The sequence below is a fragment of the Micromonospora sp. bgisy143 genome, from assembly GCF_057708145.1.
In genome coordinates, this window is the sequence record NZ_JBYIRN010000018.1 from 63,482 (window position 1) to 84,853 (window position 21,372).

Genomic DNA, 21,372 nt, shown 5'->3' on the forward strand with positions numbered 1-21,372 from the left:
CGGGGGGATGGAACGGTGCCGTTGCAGGAGTGGTTCCTCACCGCGCAGGAGCGTGCCAACCCGGTCTCTGAATTACCCGTCTGGACCAGCGGAAACCTCGCCGAGCCATTGATTCACGGCGCGGCGTACTTCGACCGGCTGGTCGAGGAGGTCGAGGCGTTGACCGCCGGCGACCACCTCTTCTTCACCGACTGGCGGGGCGACCCGGACCAGCGGCTACGCCCGGACGGCCCGACCGTGGCGCAGCTTTTCGCCCAGGCCGCCCAGCGCGGGGTGGTGGTCAAGGGGCTGATCTGGCGCTCGCACCTGGACGTGCTGGCCTACAGCGAGGCGGAGAACCGCAACCTCAGCGAGACGATCTCGGCGGCCGGCGGTGAGGTGTTGCTCGACCAGCGGGTGCGCCGGGGCGGCTCACACCACCAGAAGCTGGTGGTGCTACGACACCCGAATACCCCGGAACGGGACATCGCCTTCGCGGGCGGGATCGACCTGTGCCACAGCCGCCGCGACGACGCGACGCACGGCGGCGACCCGCAGCCGGTGCAGATGTCCTCCCGGTACGGCCCGAATCCGCCCTGGCACGACGTGCAGCTCGCGGTGCGTGGGCCGGTGGTGGGCGCGCTGGACACCCTGTTCCGGGAGCGCTGGACCGACCCGATGCCGCTGGACTCGGAGAACCCGATGGCGTACGCGCGAGACCGGCTGCGCGGCGCGGACCTGCGGCCGGACCCGCTGCCCGAGCAGCCTCCCGCCCCGCCCGAGTGTGGGCCGCACCAGATCCAGGTGCTGCGCACCTACCCGGCCGTGCGGCCGCGCTACTCGTTCGCCCCGGACGGCGAGCGGACCGTGGCCCGGGGCTACACCAAGGCGGTACGCCGGGCCCGCCGCCTCATCTACCTGGAGGACCAGTACCTCTGGTCGACCGAGGTGGCGAACCTGTTCGCCCAGGCGCTGCGGGAGAACCCGGAGCTGCACCTGGTGGCCGTGGTGCCCCGGCACCCGGACGTGGACGGCAAGCTCGCCCTGCCACCCAACATGGTCGGCCGCGAGCAGGCGCTGTCGCTGTGCGAGCGCGCCGCCCCGGATCGGGTGCACGTCTTCGACGTGGAGAACCACACCGGCACCCCGGTCTACGTGCACGCGAAGGTATGCGTGGTCGACGACGTCTGGGCCAGCATCGGCAGCGACAACTTCAACCGCCGCTCCTGGACCCACGACAGCGAGCTGTCCTGCGCCGTACTCGACGACACCCGCGACGAGCGGACACCCACCGACCCGGCGGGCCTCGGCGACGGGGCTCGCGCCTTCGCCCGGGACCTGCGGCTACGGCTCTGGCGTGAGCACCTGGACCGCGATCCGGACGGCGCCGACGACGCCGACCTGCTCGACCCGGCCGACGCCGTCGCGGCCGTCACGGCCGCGGCCGACAAACTGCAACAGTGGTACGACGAAGGTCAGGTCGGCGAGCGTCCGCCCGGCCGGCTGCGCCCGCACCGCCCCGAGCGGCTGCCCTGGTTCACGCGTACCTGGGCGCTGCCGGTGTACCGGCTGGTCTACGACCCGGACGGCAGGCCGCTGCGCGCGAGGTTGGCCGGCACCTGGTGAGCCGGCCGGGTCGGCTCGGGCAGGCCGGCGCCGCCCGGGTGCACGCTCAGCCCTCCGGGGTAGGCGAACGACGAGCGCGGTGAGAAGTAGCCGAACCCGATGATCAGTGGGTTGGCGGGACGCAGCGCGTACATCGGGTGCCGGGGTTGCAGGAACTCCACCGACTCGATCTCGAACGGCGTGACCGGCTCCGCCACGTACGGGTAGACCGAGCTGAGTAGCTGGCCGTCGCGGCGGGTGAAGTAGCGGTGGTGCCCGCTGCTGATGACGTGCCCGGTCTGCCCCACCCGGCAGCGGGCGCGGATCAGCGGCACGCCCTCCGCCTCGGTCTCGGAGAGCAGCGCCTCGCCGTCCAGCTGGATCGTGGTCCGGCCGGCCAGCACCGGAGCGCCGCGCGCGGTGGCGTACTCGCGGACGATCCGGCTGGAGGCCACGTAGTGGGTCCACCAGCCACCCGGGCTCAGGCCGCCGGGCGCGTCCACACCGGCCAACGAGACGCCGAGGTACGTCAACGAGTACGCGCCGAAGCCGGAGGTCTGCGTCTCGTCCTCGACGACGTACTGGTTGAGGAACACCTGCCGGTCGGCACGGGGGCGCAATCCGGTGGGCACCAGAGCAGCGACCGCGTCGGGGTCCGCAGGCAACCAGCTGAAGTACAGGGTGTGGCTGTTCACGACGAGCTGGGGAGCGGCTGGATCGAGCATGGTGCCTCCGAACCGGGTGTCTACTCCGCGACGCTACGGCCGGTCCCGTGGGCGGGACAACGACGGATAGTCGACACAGCTGCCCGGTTGTCGGATTTCATGTTGACCGGTCGGTGGAGGGTCACCCTCCGACCGGCCGGGCGCGCCCGGATGACCGGGTGCCGCAGGATCGCCCCGGAAAAACGGGTAAGGGTCCTCACAACCCACGCGATCGTCGCCCCCTATGGGGGATTTGTGGCGTGACACACCTTAAGTACATCAACCTTTCGGCTAGATTTCCGGGAGCCGATCAGGTTAAGGTGACTCCCGAACGGCCCAACTGAAGCTAAACCGAAGCGCCACTTATTTTTGTCCGCGGACGAGGTGCAGGGAGGACCACCATGACCGCGTCAACGATCACCGAGCAGGCGAGCAGCACGACAGCCGAGCAGACCAGCACCACCAAGCTCGACCCGCGGGCGCTCACCGACAGCGCCGCCGATCTCCTCAACGCCATGGCCGCCCTGCCCGCCAACCACCCGTCGCGCGCCGCTCTCCGCGACCGCGCGATCGAGGCGTGGCTGCCGCTGGCCAACCACCTCGCCCACCGCTACAGCGGGCGGGGCGAGCCGACCGACGACCTGGCGCAGACCGCCGCCGTCGGCCTGATCAAGGCCATCGACAAGTTCGACCCCACGCGCGGCGTCGACTTCGCCGGTTACGCGATCCCCACCATCATCGGTGAGCTCAAGCGGCACTTCCGCGACCGCACCTGGGACATCCGCGTACCGCGTCGTCTCCAGGAGCTGCGCCTGGCCATCTCCGACGCCAACAGCTCGCTGCTGCAGACCCTCGGCCGCTCGCCGACGGTCGCCGACATCGCCGCCCACCTCAAGCTCACCGAGGAAGAGGTCCTGGAGGGCCTGGAAGGCGCCCGCGCGTACAACGCGGTGTCGCTGTCCACCCCGACCGGCGACGGTGACCGGGCCACCGAGCTGGGCGACATGCTCGGCGGCGAGGACAACGAGTTCGAGCTGGCCGAGCTGCGGGTCGCTCTCGGCCCCGCGCTCGCCACCCTCGACGAGCGGGAGCAGAAGATCCTGACCCTGCGGTTCTACGGCAACCTGACCCAGTCGCAGATCGCCGACCAGATCGGCGTCTCGCAGATGCACGTGTCCCGGCTGCTCGCCCGGGCGCTGACCAAGCTGCGGGGCCAGCTCGACGGCACCTACTAGGGGCTTCACGATCGGGGGCGGGTCAGCGTCGCCCCGGTCCTCGATCGTGTGAACACCGGCCGGGTCGCTTCCCTTCGGGGCGGCGGCCCGGCCGTTCGCGTTGGTAGCCGGCCCGCAGGGCGGTGCGCCGGGCGGTGCGAGACTGGGCCGTGCTCTCCGACGTGACCCTGGACCTGCCGGTCCGCCCGGCGTTGCCGGCGCTGCTCGGCGCGCTCGACGCGGCCGGTGCCGCCGTCCTGGTCGCGCCGCCGGGCACCGGCAAGACCACCCTCGCGCCGCTGGCGGTGGCCGACCGGGTCGACGGCCGGGTGGTGATCGCCCAGCCCCGCCGGGTGGCGGCGCGCGCCGCGGCCCGGCGGATGGCCGACCTGCTCGGCGAGCGCGTTGGCGACCGGGTCGGTTACGCGGTCCGTGGCGAGCGGCAGGTCTCCCCCGCCACCCGAATCGAGGTGGTGACCACCGGCCTGCTGGTTCGTCGGCTGCACCACGACCCCGAGCTGCCCGGCACCGGCGCGGTACTGCTCGACGAGTGCCACGAGCGACAGCTCGACGCCGACCTGGCGCTGGCCTTCTCGGTGGAGGCCCGGGCCACGCTCCGGCCCGACCTGTGGCTCCTCGCCATGTCCGCCACGCCGGACACCGACCGGTTCGCCGCGCTGCTCGGCGGGAGCGCCCCGGCCCCGGTGGTCCGGGCCGAGTCGGCGCTGCACCCGGTGCAGCGGATCTGGACGCCGCCGCCCCGGCCCGTCGCGCCGCCCGGGGCCGGCCCGGTGGACCGCGCCCTGCTCGACCACGTGGCCGCCACCGTCCGGCGGGCACTGCGCGAACAGGACGGCGACGTGCTGGTCTTCCTGCCCGGGGCCGGTGAGATCGCGGCGGTCGCCGGACGGCTCGCCGACCTGCGGGACACCGTCGCGCTACTACCCCTGCACGGCCGTCAGCGCGGGGCCGAGCAGGACGCGGCCCTGCGGCCCCGGACCGACGACCGGCGGCGCGTGGTGCTCTCCACCGCGCTGGCCGAGACCAGCCTCACCGTGCCGGGCGTACGGACGGTGGTGGACGCCGGGCTGTCCCGGGTGCCCCGCATCGACCTGGCCCGTGGCCTGGGCGCGCTGGTCACCGTGCCGGTCTCCCGGGCCGCCGCCACCCAGCGGGCCGGCCGGGCCGGCCGCGAGGCACCCGGGCACGTCTACCGCTGCTGGTCCGAAGCCAAACACGACCGGCTGCCCGCCCGGCCGGAGCCGGAGATCGCCACCGCCGACCTGACCGGGTTCGCGTTGGAGCTGGCCGCCTGGGGCAGCCCGGACGGCGTCGGGCTGGCGCTGCCCGACGCGCCGCCCACCGCGGCGATGACGGTCGCCCGGGACACCCTGGAAACGCTTGGCGCGATCGACGGGACGGGCCGGATCACCGGGCGGGGGCGGGCCATCGCCTCCGCCGGGGCGCACCCACGACTGGCCCGGGCGCTGCTCGACGCCGCCGACCGGGTCGGCGTCGACCGCGCGGCCGAGGTGGTCGCCCTGCTCGCCGAGGAGAGCGTCGCCGGGCCGGGCGACGACCTGGTGGCCGGCTGGCGTCGGTTGCGCGCCGGCGTCGACGCGGGAGCCACCGCCCGCTGGCGTGCCGAGGTACGCCGTCTGCGCGCTGCACTGCCGGAGGGGAGCCGTGCCGGTTCCGGACGTGCCCGGGCAGCCGCCGCGCCCGGCACCGCACCGTCGCCCGGCACCACCGCGACGTCTCCATCCGGCGCACCCGCTGACCGCGACCACCTCACCGACGATCTCGCCGCCGGCCTGGTCGTCGGTCTGGCGTACCCCGAGCGGTTGGCCCGGGTGCGGCGGCCGGGCGGAACGTCGTACCTCATGACGGGCGGGACCGCCGCGGAGCTGGCGGCCGGGTCTCAGCTGGCCGGTGCCGACTGGCTCGCGGTGGCGGTCGCGGACCGCCGCCCCGGCGCGCCCTCGGCGCGGATCCGCCGCGCCACGCCGCTGGACGAGGCGACCGCGCGAGAGGCGGCGGGCCCGCTGCTGTCGACGCTCCGGGAGGTGGGCTGGTCCGACGGGGACGTGGTGGCCCGGGAGGTGACCCGACTGGGCGCGATCGAGCTGGTGGCGCGGCGACTGGACCGCCCGGACCGGGCGGAGGTCGCGGCGGCGCTGCTCACCGGCCTGCGTCAGGAGGGGTTGGGACTGCTGCCGTGGACCCCGGCGGCGCGCGGGCTGCGCGAACGGATGGCGTTCTGCCGGCTGCACCTCGACGCCGAGTGGCCGGAGGTCGACGACGAGGCGCTGCTCGCCGCCCTGCCGACGTGGCTGGGGCCGGAGCTGGCCGCCGCCCGGCGGCGTGCCGACCTGAACCGGGTCGACGTGACCTCGGCGCTGCGCCGGCTGCTGCCCTGGGCGCAGGCCGCGCGCCTGGACGAGTTGGCGCCCGAGCGGATCGAGGTGCCCAGCGGCTCCCGCGTCCGGGTGGACTACGCCGACCCGGCCGCGCCGGTGCTCGCGGTCAAGCTCCAGGAGACGTTCGGCTGGGCGACGGCCCCGCGCATCGCCGGTGGTCGGGTGCCGGTGCTGCTGCACCTGCTCTCCCCCGCCGGCCGGCCGGTGGCGGTCACGGCGGACCTCGCGTCGTTCTGGCGGACCGGCTATCCCCAGGTCCGCGCCGAACTGCGGGGTCGCTATCCCCGCCATCCGTGGCCCGAGGACCCGGACACCGCCACGCCCACCCGGCGGGCCGCGCCGCGCCGACGCTGAGGAGGGCCTACTCCTCGACGACGTCGGCCACCACGACGGTGACGTTGTCCGGAGCGCCCGCGTGCAGCGCCAGGTCGATCAGCTTGCCGGCGCAGGCGGACCGGTCGGGGTAGGCGGCGAGCACCTCGGCCAGGGTGTCCGGGCGGACGACGTTGGAGAGGCCGTCGCTGCACAGCAGCCACCGGTCGCCGGCCCGGGGCACCATCGTCGCGTACGACGGGGAGACCTCGTCCCCCTGCAACGCCTGGGTGACGACGGCCCGGCGCGGGTGGCTGCTCGCCTGGTCCGGGGTGATCACGCCCTGGTCGACGAGCATCTGCACGAAGGTGTCGTCGCGGGTGATCTGCTTGAGCACGGCCTCGCGGAACAAATAGGCCCGCGAGTCACCGACGTGGGCGAGGGCCAGGCAGCTACCGGTACGGGCGAAGAGCAGCGCGGTCAACGTGGTGCCCATGCCCTGGCGCTCGGGATCGTCGACGACCGCCTGCCGGATGCGGGCTGTGGCCAGCGCGATGCCGTCCTGGAGGGCGGCCACCAGGGCGTCCTCGGGTGTCTCCACGTCCAGCGGCGCGACCGCGTCGATGGTGAGCGAGCTGGCGAGGTCACCGGCGGCCATTCCGCCCATGCCGTCGGCCACGGCGACGAGCCAGGTGCCGGCGTGCAGGGCGTCCTGGTTTCCGCTGCGGATCAGCCCACGGTCGCTCGTTCCCACGGAACGCAGCTTCAGGGTCATGGGAGGCAGCCTGCCAGGCGAAGGGCGCAGTTGTCTCTAGGAGATCAGGACGACGGCGCGTGGCGCGGCCAATCTCACGTCTCGCGTTCCGTGCCACGGCGGGCTCCATGCCCTCGTCGGACGGCAGATCCCATCCAGTCGGATCAATTGACAGGACGAACCACCACTGGAAACATCGAGCTTCGACCTGGGAGCGCTCCCAGGTCGACACCGCCACCTGCCTCACCTCCCGTCCCGGAAGGACTACCCCGTGACGCCATCCAAACGTCGCCTCCTCCTGGCTGCGGCGACCGCCCTGGCCCTCACCGGCGCGGGTGCCGGCGCGGCCTACGCCGACCCGCCCCCGGACGCCCCCGAGCAGATCGACAACGGCGACTTCAGCGCGGGCGTGAGCCCGTGGTTCTCCTACGGCACCGACTCCCTCGGGGTCACCGACGGCCGGCTCTGCGCCGCCGTCCCCGGTGGACTCGCCAACCCGTGGGACGCCGGCATCGGCCAGGACGGCGTGCCGCTGATCGCCGGGGCCGAGTACACGCTCGGCTTCGACATCACCGCCACTCCCGGCACCGCCGTGAAGGCCGTGCTCCAGCTCGGCAGCGCCCCGTACACCACGTACGCGGCCGTGGACGCCGCCGCCACCGGCACCGTCCAGCGCATCGAGTCGACCTTCACCGTCCCGGACGACAACCAGAACGCCCAGCTCATCTTCCAGGTCGGTGGCAGCGCACAGGCGCAGACCATCTGCCTCGACGACGTGTCGCTGCGCGGCGGCGAGCCCCCCGCGCCGTACGAGCCGGACACCGGGCCCCGGGTCCGCGTCAACCAGGTCGGCTACCTGCCGGGCGGGCCGAAGAACGCCACCGTGGTCACCGAGGCGACCACGCCGCTGCCCTGGCAGCTCCGCTCGGCCGCGGGCGCGGTCCTGGCCAGCGGCACCACCACGGCGCGTGGCGTGGACGCCGCCTCCGGGCAGAACGTGCAGACCGTCGACTTCTCCAGCTACCGCACCCCGGGCGCGGGGCTGACGCTCACCGTCGACGGCGAGACCAGCCACCCGTTCGACATCTCCGGCACCCTCTACAAGCAACTGCGCTCCGACTCGCTGCAGTTCTTCTACGCCCAGCGCAGCGGCATCGCCATCGACGGTGACCTGATCGGCGACGAGTACGCCCGCCCGGCCGGCCACCTCGGCGTCGCGCCCAACCAGGGCGACACCAGCGTGCCCTGCCAGCCGGGCGTCTGCGACTACTCGCTCGACGTGCGCGGCGGCTGGTACGACGCCGGCGACCACGGCAAGTACGTGGTCAACGGCGGCATCGCCACCTACCAGCTGCTGAACACCTTCGAGCGGACCAAGACGGCGGCCACCGCCAACGGCGGCGCCGGGCTGGCCGACAGCACCCTGCGGGTGCCCGAGCGCGGCAACGGCGTCCCGGACATCCTGGACGAGGCCCGCTGGGAGCTGGAGTTCCTGCTGCGCATGCAGGTGCCGGCCGGAAAGCCGCTCGCCGGCATGGTCCACCACAAGATCCACGACAAGAACTGGACCGGCCTGCCGCTCGCCCCGCAGGACGACCCGCAGCCGCGCGAGCTGCACGCGCCGTCGACCGCGGCCACCCTCAACATGGCCGCGACCGCCGCCCAGTGCGCGCGGCTCTTCGCCCCGTACGACGCGGCGTTCGCGGCCCGCTGCGGCACCGCCGCGAAGACGGCCTACGCCGCCGCCAAGGCACACCCCGCGGTGTACGCCAGCCCGACCGACGGCACCGGCGGCGGCGCGTACGACGACTCGAACGTCACCGACGAGTTCTACTGGGCGGCGGTCGAGCTGTACCTGACCACCGGGGCGCAGACCTACCTGACCGACCTGACCGCGTCGCCGCACCACACCGGCAACGTGTTCGAGCCGCGCGGCTTCGGCTGGCAGAGCGTCGCCGCGCTGGGCCGCCTCGACCTGGCCACCGTGCCGAACGGGCTGCCCGCCGCCGACCTGACCCGGGTCCGGGCCTCGGTCACCGCCGCCGCCGACGCGTACCTCGCCGAACTGAACCGCCAGGCGTACGGGCTGCCGATGCCCGGGGACGCGGACAGCTACTTCTGGGGCGCCAACAGCAGCATCATCAACAACGCGGTCGTCCTGGCCACCGCCTTCGACCTGACCCGCGACGCCCGTTACCGCGACGGCGCCGTGCAGGCGATGGACTACATCCTGGGCCGCAACGCCCTGAACATCTCCTACGTCACCGGCTGGGGCGAGCACGCCGCGCAGAACCAGCACAGCCGGATCTTCGGTCACCAGCTCGACGCCAACCTGCCCCGCCCGCCGGCCGGCTCCCTCGCCGGTGGCGCGAACGCGGCCCTTCAGGACCCGTTCGTGGCGCAGTTGCTCGCCGGCTGCAAGCCGATGTTCTGCTACGTCGACGACATCAACTCGTACTCCACGAACGAGGTGGCGATCAACTGGAACTCGGCGCTGGCCTGGATCTCCTCGTTCCTGGCCGACCAGGGTGACGCCGGTGCGGTACCGGCCATCACCTGCTCGGTGAACTACGCCAACTACGGCGCCTGGCAGGGCAACACCGGGTTCACCGCCCAGTTGACCATCCGCAACACCGGCTCGACCGCCGTCAACGGCTGGACCACCCGGTTCGCGTTCACCGGTGACCAGCGTGTCCGGGAGGCGTGGCTGGCGAAGGTCACCCAGTCCGGCGCGACGGTCACCGCGAAGAACGAGTCGTACAACGCCAAGATCGCCCCTGGCGGCACGGTGACGTTCGGCTTCAACGCGACGACAAACGGCGGCGCCAACCCCAACCCGGGGCTGGTCACCGTCAACGGGAACGCCTGCGCGCTGTCCTGACCGCGACCCCTGGTGGCCGCCCTTCCCCCGGGGGCGGCCACCAGGACCACCCGTCAGCAGTTCAACGAGTCCAGCACCCGGCGGAAGGCACGCTCGCCGATGCCGCGCATCAGCGGGTTGTCCGCCGAGTGCGTCAGGAACACCAGGGACAGGGCAAGCGCCCACCCGCGTGCCCGCTCCCAGGTCGCGTCGTCCGCGCGGCCGTACGCCTGCCGGAGGGCAGCACGCTGCTCGCTTGGGAACAGCAGCCAGGCCACGGACAGATCGGTCGCGGGATCACCCGAGGTGAGGTCGCCGAAGTCGATCACCGCGCTGATCCGGCCCCGGTCGACCAGGATGTTGGCGGGATGCAGGTCCCCGTGCAGCCACAGCGGCGGACCGTCCCATACGGGTGCGGCGACGGCCACCTTCCAGATCCGCAGCGCGGCGGCACGATCGGCCGGGTCGACGTGCGTGAGCCCGTCCAGGACCCCCGGCGCGCGCCCGAGCAGTGGAATCCCGCGTACCGGGTTGACCGGCGCCTCCGCCGGAGCCGGACTGTGCAGCGCGTCCAGGAAGGTGCCGAGCGTCGCCGCTGCCGACCAGGGGTCGTCGGGCGCGGATCGCGCCACGATGCGGCCCGGGAAGAACGGCACGACACTCCACGACCAGGGAAACTCGGTCGTCGGCTGCCCGACCCGTACCGGCGCCGGCACCGGCAACGGCAGGCGGCCGGCCAGTTCCGGCAGCCAACGCTGCTCGTGCGCGATGAGCTCGGCGGCGATGGCCCGCCTAGGCAACCGGACCAGCAACTCCGCACCGAGCCGACACACGAGGTTGTCCCAGCCGTTGGCCAGGATCTCGACCGGCAGGTCCGCCAGATCGGGGTGCTGCTGGTCGAGCAGACCGCGCACCAGTTCGACCGAGACCGGAACCTCCGCAGCTGGCATCCTCCGCACGGTCACAGCGAAACCCTACGACCGCGGCTCGGCTGTGGTGTGCGGCTGGTCGGCTCGGCTGTTGCGCGCGGCGCGGCTAGTCGGCTCGGCTGTTGCGCGGCGCGGCTAGTCGGCTCGGCTGTTGTGCGCGGCGCGGCTAGTCGGCTCGGTTGTTGTGTGCGGCGACCAGGTCCGGCAGTTCGTGCAGCGAGTCGACGCGGAACAGGCATCGGTCGGCCACGGCCGGCAGGTCGAGGATGTGCCCCCACGGTGAGCGCCGGATCAGGCACGTCTTCATCCCGGCCTCCTGGGCCGGACGGGCGTCGTTGTCGGGGCGGTCCCCGACGTACAGGATCGACGACGGGTCGCCGCCGCCCTCGGCCACGACCCGGTCAAAGAAGGCCGACGCGGGCTTCGCCACACCCCAGGAGTACGACGTGCCGATCACGTCCACGTCCAGGTCGAGAGAGCGGAGGGTCGCCTCGGCGTGGGCCGGCTGGTTACCGGCCAGGCCCACCAGCAGACCCTGATCGCGCAGGGCAGCGAGGCATCCACGCGCGTCCGGGTAGAGGTCCTCGGCGCCGAACGTCTCCGGCTGCCCGGCGGCGGCTCGGCGGTCGAGCTCGACCTCCAGGTCGAAGTCGGGCCGGAAGGTCCGGAACGTCTCCCGGTAGTCCAGTCCTCGGGCGATCACCGCGCCGAAGACCGCCGAGAAGGTGTGCCGTGGCACGCCGAGCCAGTCGGCCCAGGCCGCGAACTCGCGGGACTCGTCGAGAATCACCCCGCCGACATCGAAGAACACCGCATTGATCAACCCGTGCCCCCGTCCCGCTGCAACCAGCGACGATCATAGGCGGCCACGTCGATGCCCATGGGCCCGAATTTGTCGTACACCTGTTCTAATGTCGGTCCATGGTGGAGGCGTTGGCGCAGCGGAGGCGGCGGTCGCCGACTGCCGCGACGCGCCGGTGTGGGCTCTCCCCGAGCAGGACCTCGTCGCGGCCCTCGACGCCGCGCACCGGCTCGCGCAGCGCGTGGCGGCCGTGCAACTGTCGCTGGTGCGCGAGGTGGACGGGCGGGGTACGGCCCGGGCGCAGGGCGCGTCGTCGACGGCGGTCTGGTTGCGCGAGCGCCTGCGGCTCGACGGTTCCGCCGCGCGCCGGCTGGTCGAGCTCGCCAGCGCGCTCGATACCGGAGCACCCGGCGTACGCGCCGCGCTGGCCGACGGAGTCATCTCTGTCGAGCAGGCGCGGGTCATCGGCGAGACCGTCCAGACGGTGCACACGGCCGCTGGGGCCGAGGCGGCCGACAAGGCGGTCGGCGTCCTGGTCGGATGGGCCGGGCAGTTCGAGCCGAGGCTCCTGCGCAAGCTGGGCCGCCGGGTCCTCGACCACGTGGCTCCCGAGCTTGCCGAGGCCGCCGCCCGGGCGGCGCTGGAGGCCGAGGCGCGCCGTGCCGACCGCGACCGTCATGTCACGCTCTCCGAGCTCCGCGACGGCCGGCTGCGGCTCTCCGGTCACCTGGACGCCGAGGCCGCCGGTCTGCTGCGCGCCGCCCTCGACCCGCTGACCGCACCGTCCGGGTCCGGACGACCCGCGCTGCCCCGGCCAACGCCGGCACGACGCGCTCGCCGACCTGTGCCGGCTCGCCCTACGCACCGGTGAGCTGCCCGACCACGGCGGTGAGCCCGCCCAGATCGTCGTCACCACCAGCTTCGACGTGCTGGCCCGGCAACTCGATGCCGGCACCCTCGACACCGGGCCACGGCTCACCCCGGAGACGGTCCGTCGGCTGGCCTGCGACGCGGCGATCCTGCCCGCCGTGCTCGGCAGCAACGGTCAGATCCTCGACGTGGGCCGGCAACGCCGACTCGTCACCGGTCCCCTGCGCCGCGCCCTGGTCCTGCGCGACCGAGGCTGCGCCTTCCCCGGCTGCGACCGACCACCACGCTGGTGCGACGCCCACCACATCCGCCACTGGGCCGACGGCGGCGGCACCAGTCTGACCAACTCGGTGCTGCTCTGCGGCCACCACCACCGGCACGTGCACCAGGGCGAGTGGAGGGTCCGCCTCGGCGGCGACGGCCACCCCGAATTCGTCCCACCAGCCTGGCTCGACCCCGCACAGGTCCCCCGCCGCAACCACTACCACCGGCGGACGTGACGGGCTCCGAGCCCGCCGGCTGCGACCAGCCAGGGCCTTCAGTGCGGTGGTGTGACCGGCCTCGCGTCGTTCGGGACCGCCGAGGTTGCTCCAGCCTGCCTAACGTCGCCACCACGGCAGTCGCTGGGCACCCGTTAGGTGTAGCAGGATGCCGGGCATGACCGATGAGTCGACCATCAGCGTCCGTCCCGGCGGCCCGGACGACGCGCCGGCCGTGCTGCGGCTGCTCGACGTCGCCACCGCCTGGCTGGTCGCGCGCGGCCGGACCGGGCAGTGGGGCACCCGGGCGCCGTCCACCGATCCCGGCCAGATCGCCCGCGCGAAGGAGTGGGCCACGAGTGGCGACCTGCACCTGGCGATGGTGGACGACCGACCGGTCGGCGCGCTGGTAGTGGGTGCCGCCACCGAACACGTTCCCCCGGCCACCGAGCCGGAGCTGTACGTCCGGCTGCTGGTCACCGACCGGGCGTACGCCGGGCTGGGGATCGGGGCCCGCCTGTTGGAGCACGCGGCTGAACTGGCCCGGGCACGCGGGCTGGGGCTGTTGCGGGTGGACTGCTACGGGGGCGACGACCGGGCCCTGGTCCGGTTCTACGAGGGTTGCGGCTTCACCCCGACCGAACCGTTCACCGTGGTTCGGCCGGGGCGTGCGCCGTGGCCGGGGCAGTTGCTCGTGCGCCGGCTCGACTGAGCGTCAGCCGATCTCCTCGTCGACGTAGCACCAGCGCCACGCCTCGCCCGGCTGCGCCGAGCGGATCACCGGGTGACCCGTCGAGGCGAAATGCTTGCTCGCGTGCTGGTTCGGCGACGAGTCGCAGCAGCCGACCTGCCCACAGCTCAGGCAGGTACGCAGGTGCACCCAGTAGGTGTTGCCGATGGCGACGCAGTCGGCGCACTCGTCGGGGGTACGGGGCTCGGCGGTGCCGGCCTCGGTCAGGTGCTGACAGCTCACTGTTCCACCTCCTGCCGCAGCAGCGACTCTTCCAGGTCCAGGTCACGATAGGCCCGCACCAGTACCTCCTCAGGGATACGACCGGAGTCCCGGGCCGCCCGGAAGACGTCGCGCTCGGCGTCGATCATCTCTTGTCGCAGCCGACCGTACGCCTGCGAGGGGGTTTCCCGCTCGTCGCCGCCGAGCCGTTCCCAGGCCATGTTGGTGCGGTCCTCCTGCACCCGGCGCAGCCGGTCCACCACGGGCGCGGGCGCGCTGTCGGCCAGCTCCTCCAGGCGGTCCCGCGCTGCCCTGCTGGCCTGCTGCTGCACGCCCGCGGCGGACAACGCGTCCTGCACCGGGTCGTCCTGGGGCAGTTTCAGGCGGCGGGCGACCAGCGGGAGGGTGGCCCCCTGGCCGACCAGGGTGACCACGATCACCGCGAAGGCCAGCCAGATGAACAGGGCCCGCGGGTACGGCTCGTCCTCGGCCAGCGTCAACGGCAGGGCGAGGGCGGCGGCGAGCGTCACCACGCCGCGCATCCCCGCCCAGCCGATGATGATCGGGAACTTCGGGGACGGGGCGGCGTCCCGCCGGCGGATCCGGGGGACCAGCCGGGCCAGGTAGGTGGCCGGGAAGAGCCAGACGAAGCGGGTCAGGAAGACGGTGGCCAGCACCGCGAACGTGATCAGGACGAGGGAGCCGGCCGGCTCGTGCAGGTCCCCCAGCACCTCGCGCAGTTGCAGCCCGACCAGGAGGAAGACCAGCCCTTCGAGGAGGAACCGCACGAGCCGCCAGAACGCACCGACCTGCAACCGGGACGCCGCCGACAGCAGCAGCGGCAGCTTGTGCCCGAGGGCCAGTCCGGTGACGACCACGGCGACCACGCCGGAGGCGTGCAGGTGCTCGGCGGTGAACACCACCGCGAACGGGATGATCAACGACAGCGCGTTGTCCAGCAGCGGATCGCTGATCCGCCGGTGCAGGAAGCCGAAGACCACCGCGCCGAGGGCGCCGATCAGGATGCCGCCGCCGGTCGCGCGCAGCACCTCGACGGCCACGTCTGCCGTGCCGACCGTCGAGCCGACGGAGGCCATGGTCGCGACCCGCAGCAGCACCAACGCGGTGGCGTCGTTGACCAGGCTCTCCCCCTCCAGGATGGTCACCACCCGGCGGGGCAGCCCGACGCGGCGGGCGACGGCGGTGGCCGCCACCGCATCCGGCGGCGCGACCACCGCGCCGAGGGCCAGGCAGATCGCGAACGGGACCTGCGGCAGCAGCAGGTGCAGCACGACGCCCACCGCGAACGCGGTGAACAGCACCAGACCCACGGCGAGCAGCAGGATCGGCCGGATGTTGTTCTTGAACGCCGGTACCGACGTCTCCAGCGCCGCGACGTACAGCAACGGCGGCAGGATGCCGATCAGCACCAACTCCGGCTCGAGGTGGATCTGCGGGAAGCCCGGCACGAAGGACAACGCCAATCCGAGTACGACGAGCACGATCGGCGCGAGCAGGCCGAGGCGGCGGGCCAACGCCGCGCCCAGGGTGGCGATCGCCAGGAAGACGACGACCGGAAACAGGCTTTCCATGGGGTACGAGCCTAGGGGTCGCCCCGTCGCCGCCCGATCAGCCGCCCGGGCGTAGCTTTGGCAGCACCTCGGCGCCGAACGTGTCGATGAACCCGCGCTGCTCCTGCCCGACGTGGTGCAGGGCGATCTGGTCGAAGCCGAGCGCCAGGTACTCCTCCAACCAGCCGACGTGCCGGCCCAGGTCCGCCGAGACGTTCACCACCTGGGCGACCCGCTCGGCCGGCACGTCGGCCGAGACCACGTCGAAGTGCTCCACGGTCTCCAGGTCCCAGCAGACCGGCGGGGCGAAGACGTTGCTGCGCCACTGGTCGTACGCGATCGCCTCGGCCTGCGCCTGCTCGGGCGCCCAGGAGACGTGCACCTGAAGGTGCAGCGGCCCACGACCACCGGCGTCCCGGTACGCGTCGATCATCGCGCGCAGGTGCTCCACCGGCGCGTTCACGGTGATCAGGCCGTCGGCCCAGTCGGCGCACCAGCGGGCGGTGGCGACGCTGACGGCGGCCCCGACCAGCGCGGGCGGCTCCTCGGGGCGGGTCCAGAGCCGGGCCCGGTCCACCCGGACCAGACCGTCGTGGCTGACCTCCTCGCCGGCCAGCAGCGCCCGGATGATGTCGACGCACTCGCGCAGCCGGGCGGAGCGGACGTCCTTGCGCGGCCACGCGTCGCCGGTGATGTGCTCGTTGCTGGCCTCGCCGGTGCCCAGGGCGGCCCAGAACCGGCCCGGGTACATCGTGCCGAGGGTGCCGATCGCCTGCGCGATGATCGCCGGGTGGTACCGCTGGCCGGGTGCGTTGACGACGCCGAACGGCATGCCGGTGGCCTGGAGCGCGGCGCCCAGCCAGGACCAGGCGAAGCCGGATTCGCCCTGCCGGGCGCTCCACGGGGAGAAGTGGTCGGAGCACATGGCGGCGTCGAAGCCGGCCCGCTCGGCGTGCATGACCGCTTCCAGCAGGGCGCGGGGGTTGATCTGCTCGTGGGAGGCGTGGAACCCGAACGTCGTCATGGGCGCACCTCCTACCCACGACGACGTCCGGTGATGCGTGCTATTCGGCGTGCGCGCCGGCGCCGGCCGACGCCGCCCCCTCGCCCACCCACACCGTCTTGGTGTTGCAGAACTCCCGCATGCCCAGCTCGGACAGCTCCCGCCCGTAGCCGGAGTTCTTCACCCCGCCGAAGGGCAGCTCCGGGTACGAGGTGGTCATGCCGTTGACGAAGACGTTGCCGGCGTCCAGGTCGGTGGCGAAGCGCTCCTGCTCGGCCGCGTCCCGGGTCCAGGCGTTCGACCCGAGCCCGAAGCTGGTGCCGTTGGCCACCTCGATGGCCTCGTCGTAGGACGACACCCGGTACAGGCCGGCGACCGGCCCGAACACCTCCTCGGACCACATCCGCATCTGCGGGGTCAGGTCGGTGACGACGGTCGGCGGATAGAACCACCCCTCGCCGCTGGGCAGCTCACCGCCGCACAGCACCGTCGCGCCGTTGTCCACCGCGTCGCGGACCTGGGCGTGCACCTCGTCGCGGCCGTGCTCGCTGGCCAGCGGCCCCACGTCGGTGTCCGCGTCCATCGGGTCGCCGACCCGCAGCGCGGCCATGTTCGTGGCGAACTTCTCGGCGAACGCGTCGAAGACGTCCGTGTGCACGATGAACCGCTTGGCGGCGATGCAGGACTGGCCGTTGTTCTGGCAGCGGGCGGTGGTGGCGACCTCGGCGGCCCGGTCCAGGTCCGCCGAAGGCATCACCACGAACGGGTCGCTGCCGCCCAACTCCAGCACCGTCTTCTTCAGCTCCCGTCCGGCGATCTGCGCGATGGACCGCCCGGCCGCCTCGCTGCCGGTGAGGGTCGCGGCGCGTACCCGGGGGTCGGCGAGGATGCGCTCGACGGCGTCCGAGCCGACCAGCAGGGTCGTGAACGCGCCCTCCGGGAAGCCGGCGCGCCGGAACACGTCCTCCAGCAGCAGCGCGGTCTGCGGCACGTTCGAGGCGTGCTTGAGCAGGCCGGTGTTGCCGGCCATCAGCGCCGGGGCGGCGAAGCGCATCACCTGCCAGAGCGGGAAGTTCCACGGCATCACGGCGAGCACCACGCCGATCGGCTGGTACCGGATGAACGCCCTGGTCGCCTTCACGGCGGCGGAGTCGGCCGGCTCGTCGGCGAGGAACGCCGGGGCCTTGTCGGCGTAGAAGCGGGCGGCCGTGGCGCACTTGGTCACCTCGGCCTGGGCGGCGGCGTACGTCTTGCCCATCTCCGTGGTCATGATCCGGGCGATCTCGTCCCGCTCGGCGTCGAGCAGGTCGGCGGCGGCGTTCATCCACCGGGCACGCTCGTCGACGGTGGTGCCGCGCAGTTGCCGGTACGCGAGATCGGTGCGCTCGATGGCGGCGTCGATCTGTTCGGTGGACATCGCCTCGTAGGTCTTGAGCACCTGACCGGTGGCGGGGTTGGTGGTGGCGATGTGGGGCATCTCGGTCTCCTGTCACTCGAACAGCGAGTGTCGTACGCCCGGCTCCTCGCGGCGGCGGGCGGCGCGGCGGCGTTGGATCACGACCAGATCGACCACGGCGACCACCGCGAAGATCGCGCAGAGCACGCCGAGCCAGGCGATCCCGGCCCAGAACGCCAGCACCGCGAAGATCACCATGATCACCAGCCCGAAGCTGGCGAGGGTGAGCCGGAGGTTGAGGGCGCTGTACGCGTGGCCGACCGTGCCACGGGCGCGCCGGGGCTGCGACCTCGTCATAGCTCACGATCTACCCGCGATCGGCGGTGTTAACCGGTAGCCGGCGACTCCTCGCGCGCCGGCGCTTATAGCATCCCGACGGCAGGTCCGCGGCGTCTTCGCCGCATACCCGACAGCGACTTCCCGCCCAGCCCGGTCCAGCGCATAGAGTTACCGCGCTGTCGCTCTGCGCTGCGAGACAGGGGATGTCATGCCTCGACGCTGGATCGCCGCCCTGGCCTGCCTCGCCGCGCTGGTGGCGCTGGCTTGCGAGGGTGGCACGTCGGCGGCACCGCGCCCCACGAAGAGCACGCCGTCGTCCGGCGGCCCCGGCGGCATCGCCGCGCTCGGCGACTCGATCAGCACCGGCTTCGCCTCCTGCCTGGTCCTGACCTCCTGCGAGCGCAACTCCTGGTCCACCGGGGACGGCCTGCGGGTGGACAGCCACTACCGGCGGCTGCTCGACCAGGATTCCGCGATCCGCGGCCGGGCGTACAACCACGCGCGGCCCGGCGCCCGCGCCGACGCCCTCGAAGGCCAGGCCCACGCAGCCGTACGCGACCGCGCCGACTACGTCACCGTGCTGATCGGGGCGAACGACATCTGCCGGGGCGGAGTGGACGCGATGACCCCGGTGACCACGTTCCGCGCCGACGTCGACCGCGGGCTGCGGGCGCTACGCACCGGCCGACCGAAGGCCCGGGTGCTGGTGGTGAGCATCCCCGACCTGTACCGGCTCTGGGAGGTCGGGCACACCGACGGGCGGGCGACACGCGCGTGGAAGCGGGGCATCTGCCCGGCGCTGCTGGCCAACGCGACGTCGAACGCGCCCGCCGACAAGTCCCGCCGGGCCGCCGTCCGGGAGCGGATCGACGCGTACAACGTGCAGTTGGTGGCGGCCTGCCGGGCGTACGGCTCGCGTTGCCGGCACGACGGCGGCGCGGCGCACCGGGTCCGCTTCACCCTGGACCTGCTCAACCCGCTGGACTGGTTCCACCCCAACGCCAGCGGCCAGGACCGGCTGGCCGAGGTGACCTGGCGCGCGTCCGGGCTGGCCGACTGAGTCGACCCCACCGGGGGCGGATCAGGGGTTGCGGGGCTCCGGGACGGCGGTGCCCCGGCGACCGTAGAGCGCGCGGGAGCGCACGGCCAGGTCCTTGGTGGCGGACGAGTTGGCCCAGGTGCCGAGCACGATCGACGCCCCCGGGACGATCTTGGCGACGAGTCGTTTGGCCGCCCGTACGCCGGCCATCTGGGCGAGCCGGACGCCGAGCTGCACCATGACCCGGCCCAGCGGACGTTGACCGCCCAGGCCGAAGAGCGCGTCGGCGCGTTCCCGGCCGGCGGCCACCCCGAGCGCCAGGCGGGCGCTCTCGGCGACCTTGTGCACCCGCTGGAGGACGAGCAGGTCGGTGGCCCGGTCGCTGTGCAGCGGGTCGACGTCGTACGCGGCGGCGATGTGCAGGACCATCCGCGCCTGGGTCCAGGCCAGCACGCCGACGTCGAGGACCGCGCCGGGCAGCCCGGCCGCGCCGGAGACCGCCCCGGACAGCCGGGCCAGGTTGACGAACTTGCGGACCGCCTGGTCGGCCAGGACCTCGGAGGAGACGCCGGGGTGCTCGTTGCGGGCCCGGGCGGCCCACTGGGCGGCCTCCGGCCCGAGTCGACGTACCGCCTCCAGGGCGAGGTGCTCCGGGGCGTACTGCGGATCGTCACGCATCCGGTCCCACAGCCGGGCCGGCGGACCTTCGGGCGTGGCCGCCGGCGCGGCCGGCAGGCCGGCGGACGACTCGGGGGTGGGCGCGGCGGATTGACCGCCGGCGGGCGGGGTGTCGGTCACCGGGTCTCCCCAGGGGTGGGTACGGGCAGGACGGCCGGTGGGGCGGTCAGCGACGGCGGTTGGACAGGCGGGTGGCCAACCCCTTGAGCTTCTGCTGGTTCTCCGGCTTGGCCAGCTCGCGCCGGCCCCGGTCCACCAGTTGCTGACCCTTGGGCGATCTCAGGAAGGTGCTGATCCGCTGCATCAGAGACATAACGTCCTCCTGTCGGTGATCCCTCAGTCATGTGTACCCCGAACCCGCAACGGATGTACCCGGGACGCGACAGGCTCAACCCTCACCGTCCATAGTGGTCGGTAGGCTACCGCCCGGTCGGAAGGATGGCGTCGACGACCCGGGTGGCCCGCCATTCGTGCTGCTGGTAGTGCTCCGGGTACGCCGAGACCTGCACCGCCTGGGCGGCGTCGGTGAGCCGCATCTGCTGCCAGCCGGGCACCTGTTCGAGCGCCGTGAGGAACTGTCGGGTGGCGAACTCCGGGTCCATCAACCGGCCCACCGGACCCCAGCCGCTGCTGGACCGCTGCTGGAACAGCCCGACCGAGTCGTGGTCCCAGCCGACGCCCTGGTGCGGGTAGTCCTGCGACTCCGGCAGGACGCCGCTGGCCACGTTGTAGAGGTTGCTCTCCTGCATGGCGGTCGCCACCGCGATGACCAGGCCACGGCGCGGGATGCCCATGGCGCGGCCGGTGCGGACGATCGCCTCGGCGTTCTGCATCTGGGCCCGGTCCAGGCCGGCGACCGGCGCCGGGCGGGTCGGCTTGGCCGGGACGATCTTGCGCGCACGGGGGGTGGCGTCCGGGTCGGCGGGGGTGGTGGACGCAGACGGGGTGGCGGACGGGGCCGCCGTGCGGTCGAGCCCGCGGGACGCCGCCTGCTGCTCGGCGCGCTCCGCCAGTTCCACGCCGGCGGTCTTCTGCCGCGACTGCGCACCGGCGTCCTGGTCCCGGACCTGCGCGGCGGCGGCCAGTCCGAGGCAGCAGACCACGCCGGTGGCGAGCGCCACCTGGGCGCGGCGTCGACCGCTCAGGTCGCGGGTGTACGCGCGAAGCCGACTCGCGGCGGTTGTCCGTTCGGCTGAGGTGCCTTCCTCCGTTTCGGCAGTGGGGCTGCTCGGGGCGTACGGGTCGTCGAGGGTGCCGTCGTCACGCATCAGCCGAGGCTAGGCAGGTCGAAACGCCGATCACGCACGGTGATCACGTGGTCATCGCCACAGAATCAGGCCCCTGGGGTGGACGAGCGGGGGCGGTCGACCTGGACGGGGAACGAACCTCGCGTACCTCGGGAAAGCGGCCTGCCGCGCACGCCGCCACGGACGCGGACAGAGACGGACATCGGTCCGCGCGACCCG

The 21,372-nt window shown here is 73.1% G+C and carries 20 protein-coding genes; 8 read left to right on the forward strand and 12 right to left on the reverse strand.

Going from position 1 to position 21,372, the window contains the following annotated elements; genetic code table 11:
* Nucleotides 1-15: 15 nt before the first annotated feature.
* A complete protein-coding gene (locus tag AC3EN4_RS20905; protein WP_435207427.1) occupies nt 16-1,605 on the forward strand; it encodes a phospholipase D family protein in 1,590 nt (529 codons plus the stop codon).
* On the opposite strand, the gene AC3EN4_RS20910 is transcribed toward AC3EN4_RS20905, so the two are convergent.
* Complete coding sequence (locus AC3EN4_RS20910; RefSeq protein WP_435207428.1) at nt 1,554-2,309, reverse strand: hypothetical protein; 756 nt, start codon at nt 2,307-2,309, stop codon at nt 1,554-1,556. The genes AC3EN4_RS20905 and AC3EN4_RS20910 overlap by 52 nt on opposite strands.
* Before the next feature lie 380 nt (nt 2,310-2,689).
* Here AC3EN4_RS20910 and AC3EN4_RS20915 point away from each other — a divergent pair, with 380 nt between their 5' ends.
* Nucleotides 2,690-3,523 carry a SigB/SigF/SigG family RNA polymerase sigma factor gene (locus tag AC3EN4_RS20915; protein ID WP_422739443.1) on the forward strand — a complete coding sequence of 278 codons (834 nt, stop codon included), beginning with the start codon at nt 2,690-2,692 and terminating at the stop codon, nt 3,521-3,523.
* Between the two features lie 149 nt (nt 3,524-3,672).
* Nucleotides 3,673-6,276: an ATP-dependent helicase HrpB gene (gene hrpB, locus AC3EN4_RS20920; protein WP_435207486.1), complete on the forward strand. Its 2,604-nt coding sequence runs from the start codon at nt 3,673-3,675 to the stop codon at nt 6,274-6,276.
* Between the two features lie 7 nt (nt 6,277-6,283).
* Here hrpB and AC3EN4_RS20925 read toward each other — a convergent pair whose 3' ends face one another.
* Complete coding sequence (locus AC3EN4_RS20925) at nt 6,284-7,009, reverse strand: PP2C family protein-serine/threonine phosphatase (protein ID WP_422739442.1); 726 nt, start codon at nt 7,007-7,009, stop codon at nt 6,284-6,286.
* Nucleotides 7,010-7,259: 250 nt separating this feature from the next.
* Between AC3EN4_RS20925 and AC3EN4_RS20930 the strand changes: the two genes are divergently transcribed.
* The gene (locus AC3EN4_RS20930) at nt 7,260-9,869 is read left to right on the forward strand and encodes a glycoside hydrolase family 9 protein (RefSeq protein WP_435207429.1); all 2,610 of its coding nucleotides are present in this window, start codon (nt 7,260-7,262) and stop codon (nt 9,867-9,869) included.
* Between the two features lie 53 nt (nt 9,870-9,922).
* On the opposite strand, the gene AC3EN4_RS20935 is transcribed toward AC3EN4_RS20930, so the two are convergent.
* Both AC3EN4_RS20935 and AC3EN4_RS20940 read right to left on the reverse strand, forming a co-directional pair.
* Nucleotides 9,923-10,798, reverse strand: coding sequence for an aminoglycoside phosphotransferase family protein (locus tag AC3EN4_RS20935; RefSeq protein ID WP_435207430.1), 876 nt, complete (start codon nt 10,796-10,798; stop codon nt 9,923-9,925).
* 145 nt (nt 10,799-10,943) lie between these two features.
* Complete coding sequence (locus AC3EN4_RS20940; RefSeq protein WP_435207431.1) at nt 10,944-11,600, reverse strand: HAD family hydrolase; 657 nt, start codon at nt 11,598-11,600, stop codon at nt 10,944-10,946.
* Nucleotides 11,601-11,688: 88 nt separating this feature from the next.
* On the opposite strand from AC3EN4_RS20940, the gene AC3EN4_RS20945 reads away from it, so the two are divergent.
* The 3 genes from AC3EN4_RS20945 (at nt 11,689) to AC3EN4_RS20955 (ending at nt 13,640) form a co-directional block, all read left to right on the forward strand.
* A complete protein-coding gene (locus AC3EN4_RS20945) occupies nt 11,689-12,450 on the forward strand; it encodes a DUF222 domain-containing protein (protein ID WP_435207432.1) in 762 nt (253 codons plus the stop codon).
* Nucleotides 12,422-12,949 carry an HNH endonuclease signature motif containing protein gene (locus tag AC3EN4_RS20950; RefSeq protein ID WP_435207487.1) on the forward strand — a complete coding sequence of 176 codons (528 nt, stop codon included), beginning with the start codon at nt 12,422-12,424 and terminating at the stop codon, nt 12,947-12,949. The genes AC3EN4_RS20945 and AC3EN4_RS20950 overlap by 29 nt, the downstream gene beginning before the upstream one ends.
* Before the next feature lie 157 nt (nt 12,950-13,106).
* Nucleotides 13,107-13,640, forward strand: coding sequence for a GNAT family N-acetyltransferase (locus tag AC3EN4_RS20955; protein WP_435207433.1), 534 nt, complete (start codon nt 13,107-13,109; stop codon nt 13,638-13,640).
* A gap of 3 nt (nt 13,641-13,643) precedes the next feature.
* On the opposite strand, the gene AC3EN4_RS20960 is transcribed toward AC3EN4_RS20955, so the two are convergent.
* Genes AC3EN4_RS20960 through AC3EN4_RS20980 form a run of 5 tightly spaced genes read right to left on the reverse strand, consistent with a single transcriptional unit; the run spans nt 13,644 to nt 18,207 of the window.
* The gene (locus AC3EN4_RS20960; RefSeq protein WP_422739437.1) at nt 13,644-13,901 is read right to left on the reverse strand and encodes a UBP-type zinc finger domain-containing protein; all 258 of its coding nucleotides are present in this window, start codon (nt 13,899-13,901) and stop codon (nt 13,644-13,646) included.
* Nucleotides 13,898-15,472 carry a Na+/H+ antiporter gene (locus AC3EN4_RS20965; protein WP_435207434.1) on the reverse strand — a complete coding sequence of 525 codons (1,575 nt, stop codon included), beginning with the start codon at nt 15,470-15,472 and terminating at the stop codon, nt 13,898-13,900. Before AC3EN4_RS20965 ends, AC3EN4_RS20960 begins: the two co-directional genes overlap by 4 nt.
* A 37-nt stretch (nt 15,473-15,509) precedes the next feature.
* Entirely contained in the window at nt 15,510-16,475 is a 966-nt protein-coding gene (locus AC3EN4_RS20970; protein WP_435207435.1) for a TIGR03885 family FMN-dependent LLM class oxidoreductase, read from the reverse strand.
* A 40-nt stretch (nt 16,476-16,515) separates the two neighbouring features.
* Nucleotides 16,516-17,931, reverse strand: coding sequence for an NADP-dependent succinic semialdehyde dehydrogenase (locus tag AC3EN4_RS20975; RefSeq protein ID WP_435207436.1), 1,416 nt, complete (start codon nt 17,929-17,931; stop codon nt 16,516-16,518).
* Nucleotides 17,932-17,943: 12 nt separating this feature from the next.
* On the reverse strand, nt 17,944-18,207 hold the full coding sequence (locus AC3EN4_RS20980) for a DUF6343 family protein (RefSeq protein WP_203149328.1): 264 nt from the start codon (nt 18,205-18,207) through the stop codon (nt 17,944-17,946).
* A 190-nt stretch (nt 18,208-18,397) separates the two neighbouring features.
* Here AC3EN4_RS20980 and AC3EN4_RS20985 point away from each other — a divergent pair, with 190 nt between their 5' ends.
* Complete coding sequence (locus tag AC3EN4_RS20985) at nt 18,398-19,249, forward strand: GDSL-type esterase/lipase family protein (RefSeq protein WP_435207437.1); 852 nt, start codon at nt 18,398-18,400, stop codon at nt 19,247-19,249.
* Nucleotides 19,250-19,270: 21 nt separating this feature from the next.
* Here AC3EN4_RS20985 and AC3EN4_RS20990 read toward each other — a convergent pair whose 3' ends face one another.
* The 3 genes from AC3EN4_RS20990 to AC3EN4_RS21000 form a co-directional block, all read right to left on the reverse strand.
* Nucleotides 19,271-20,026: an EcsC family protein gene (locus AC3EN4_RS20990; RefSeq protein WP_435207438.1), complete on the reverse strand. Its 756-nt coding sequence runs from the start codon at nt 20,024-20,026 to the stop codon at nt 19,271-19,273.
* Between the two features lie 46 nt (nt 20,027-20,072).
* Nucleotides 20,073-20,219 (reverse strand): hypothetical protein, encoded by a 147-nt coding sequence (locus AC3EN4_RS20995; RefSeq protein ID WP_355237852.1) that lies wholly within the window; start codon nt 20,217-20,219, stop codon nt 20,073-20,075.
* A gap of 106 nt (nt 20,220-20,325) precedes the next feature.
* The gene (locus AC3EN4_RS21000) at nt 20,326-21,174 is read right to left on the reverse strand and encodes a peptidase M23 (RefSeq protein ID WP_435207439.1); all 849 of its coding nucleotides are present in this window, start codon (nt 21,172-21,174) and stop codon (nt 20,326-20,328) included.
* Nucleotides 21,175-21,372: the final 198 nt, after the last annotated feature.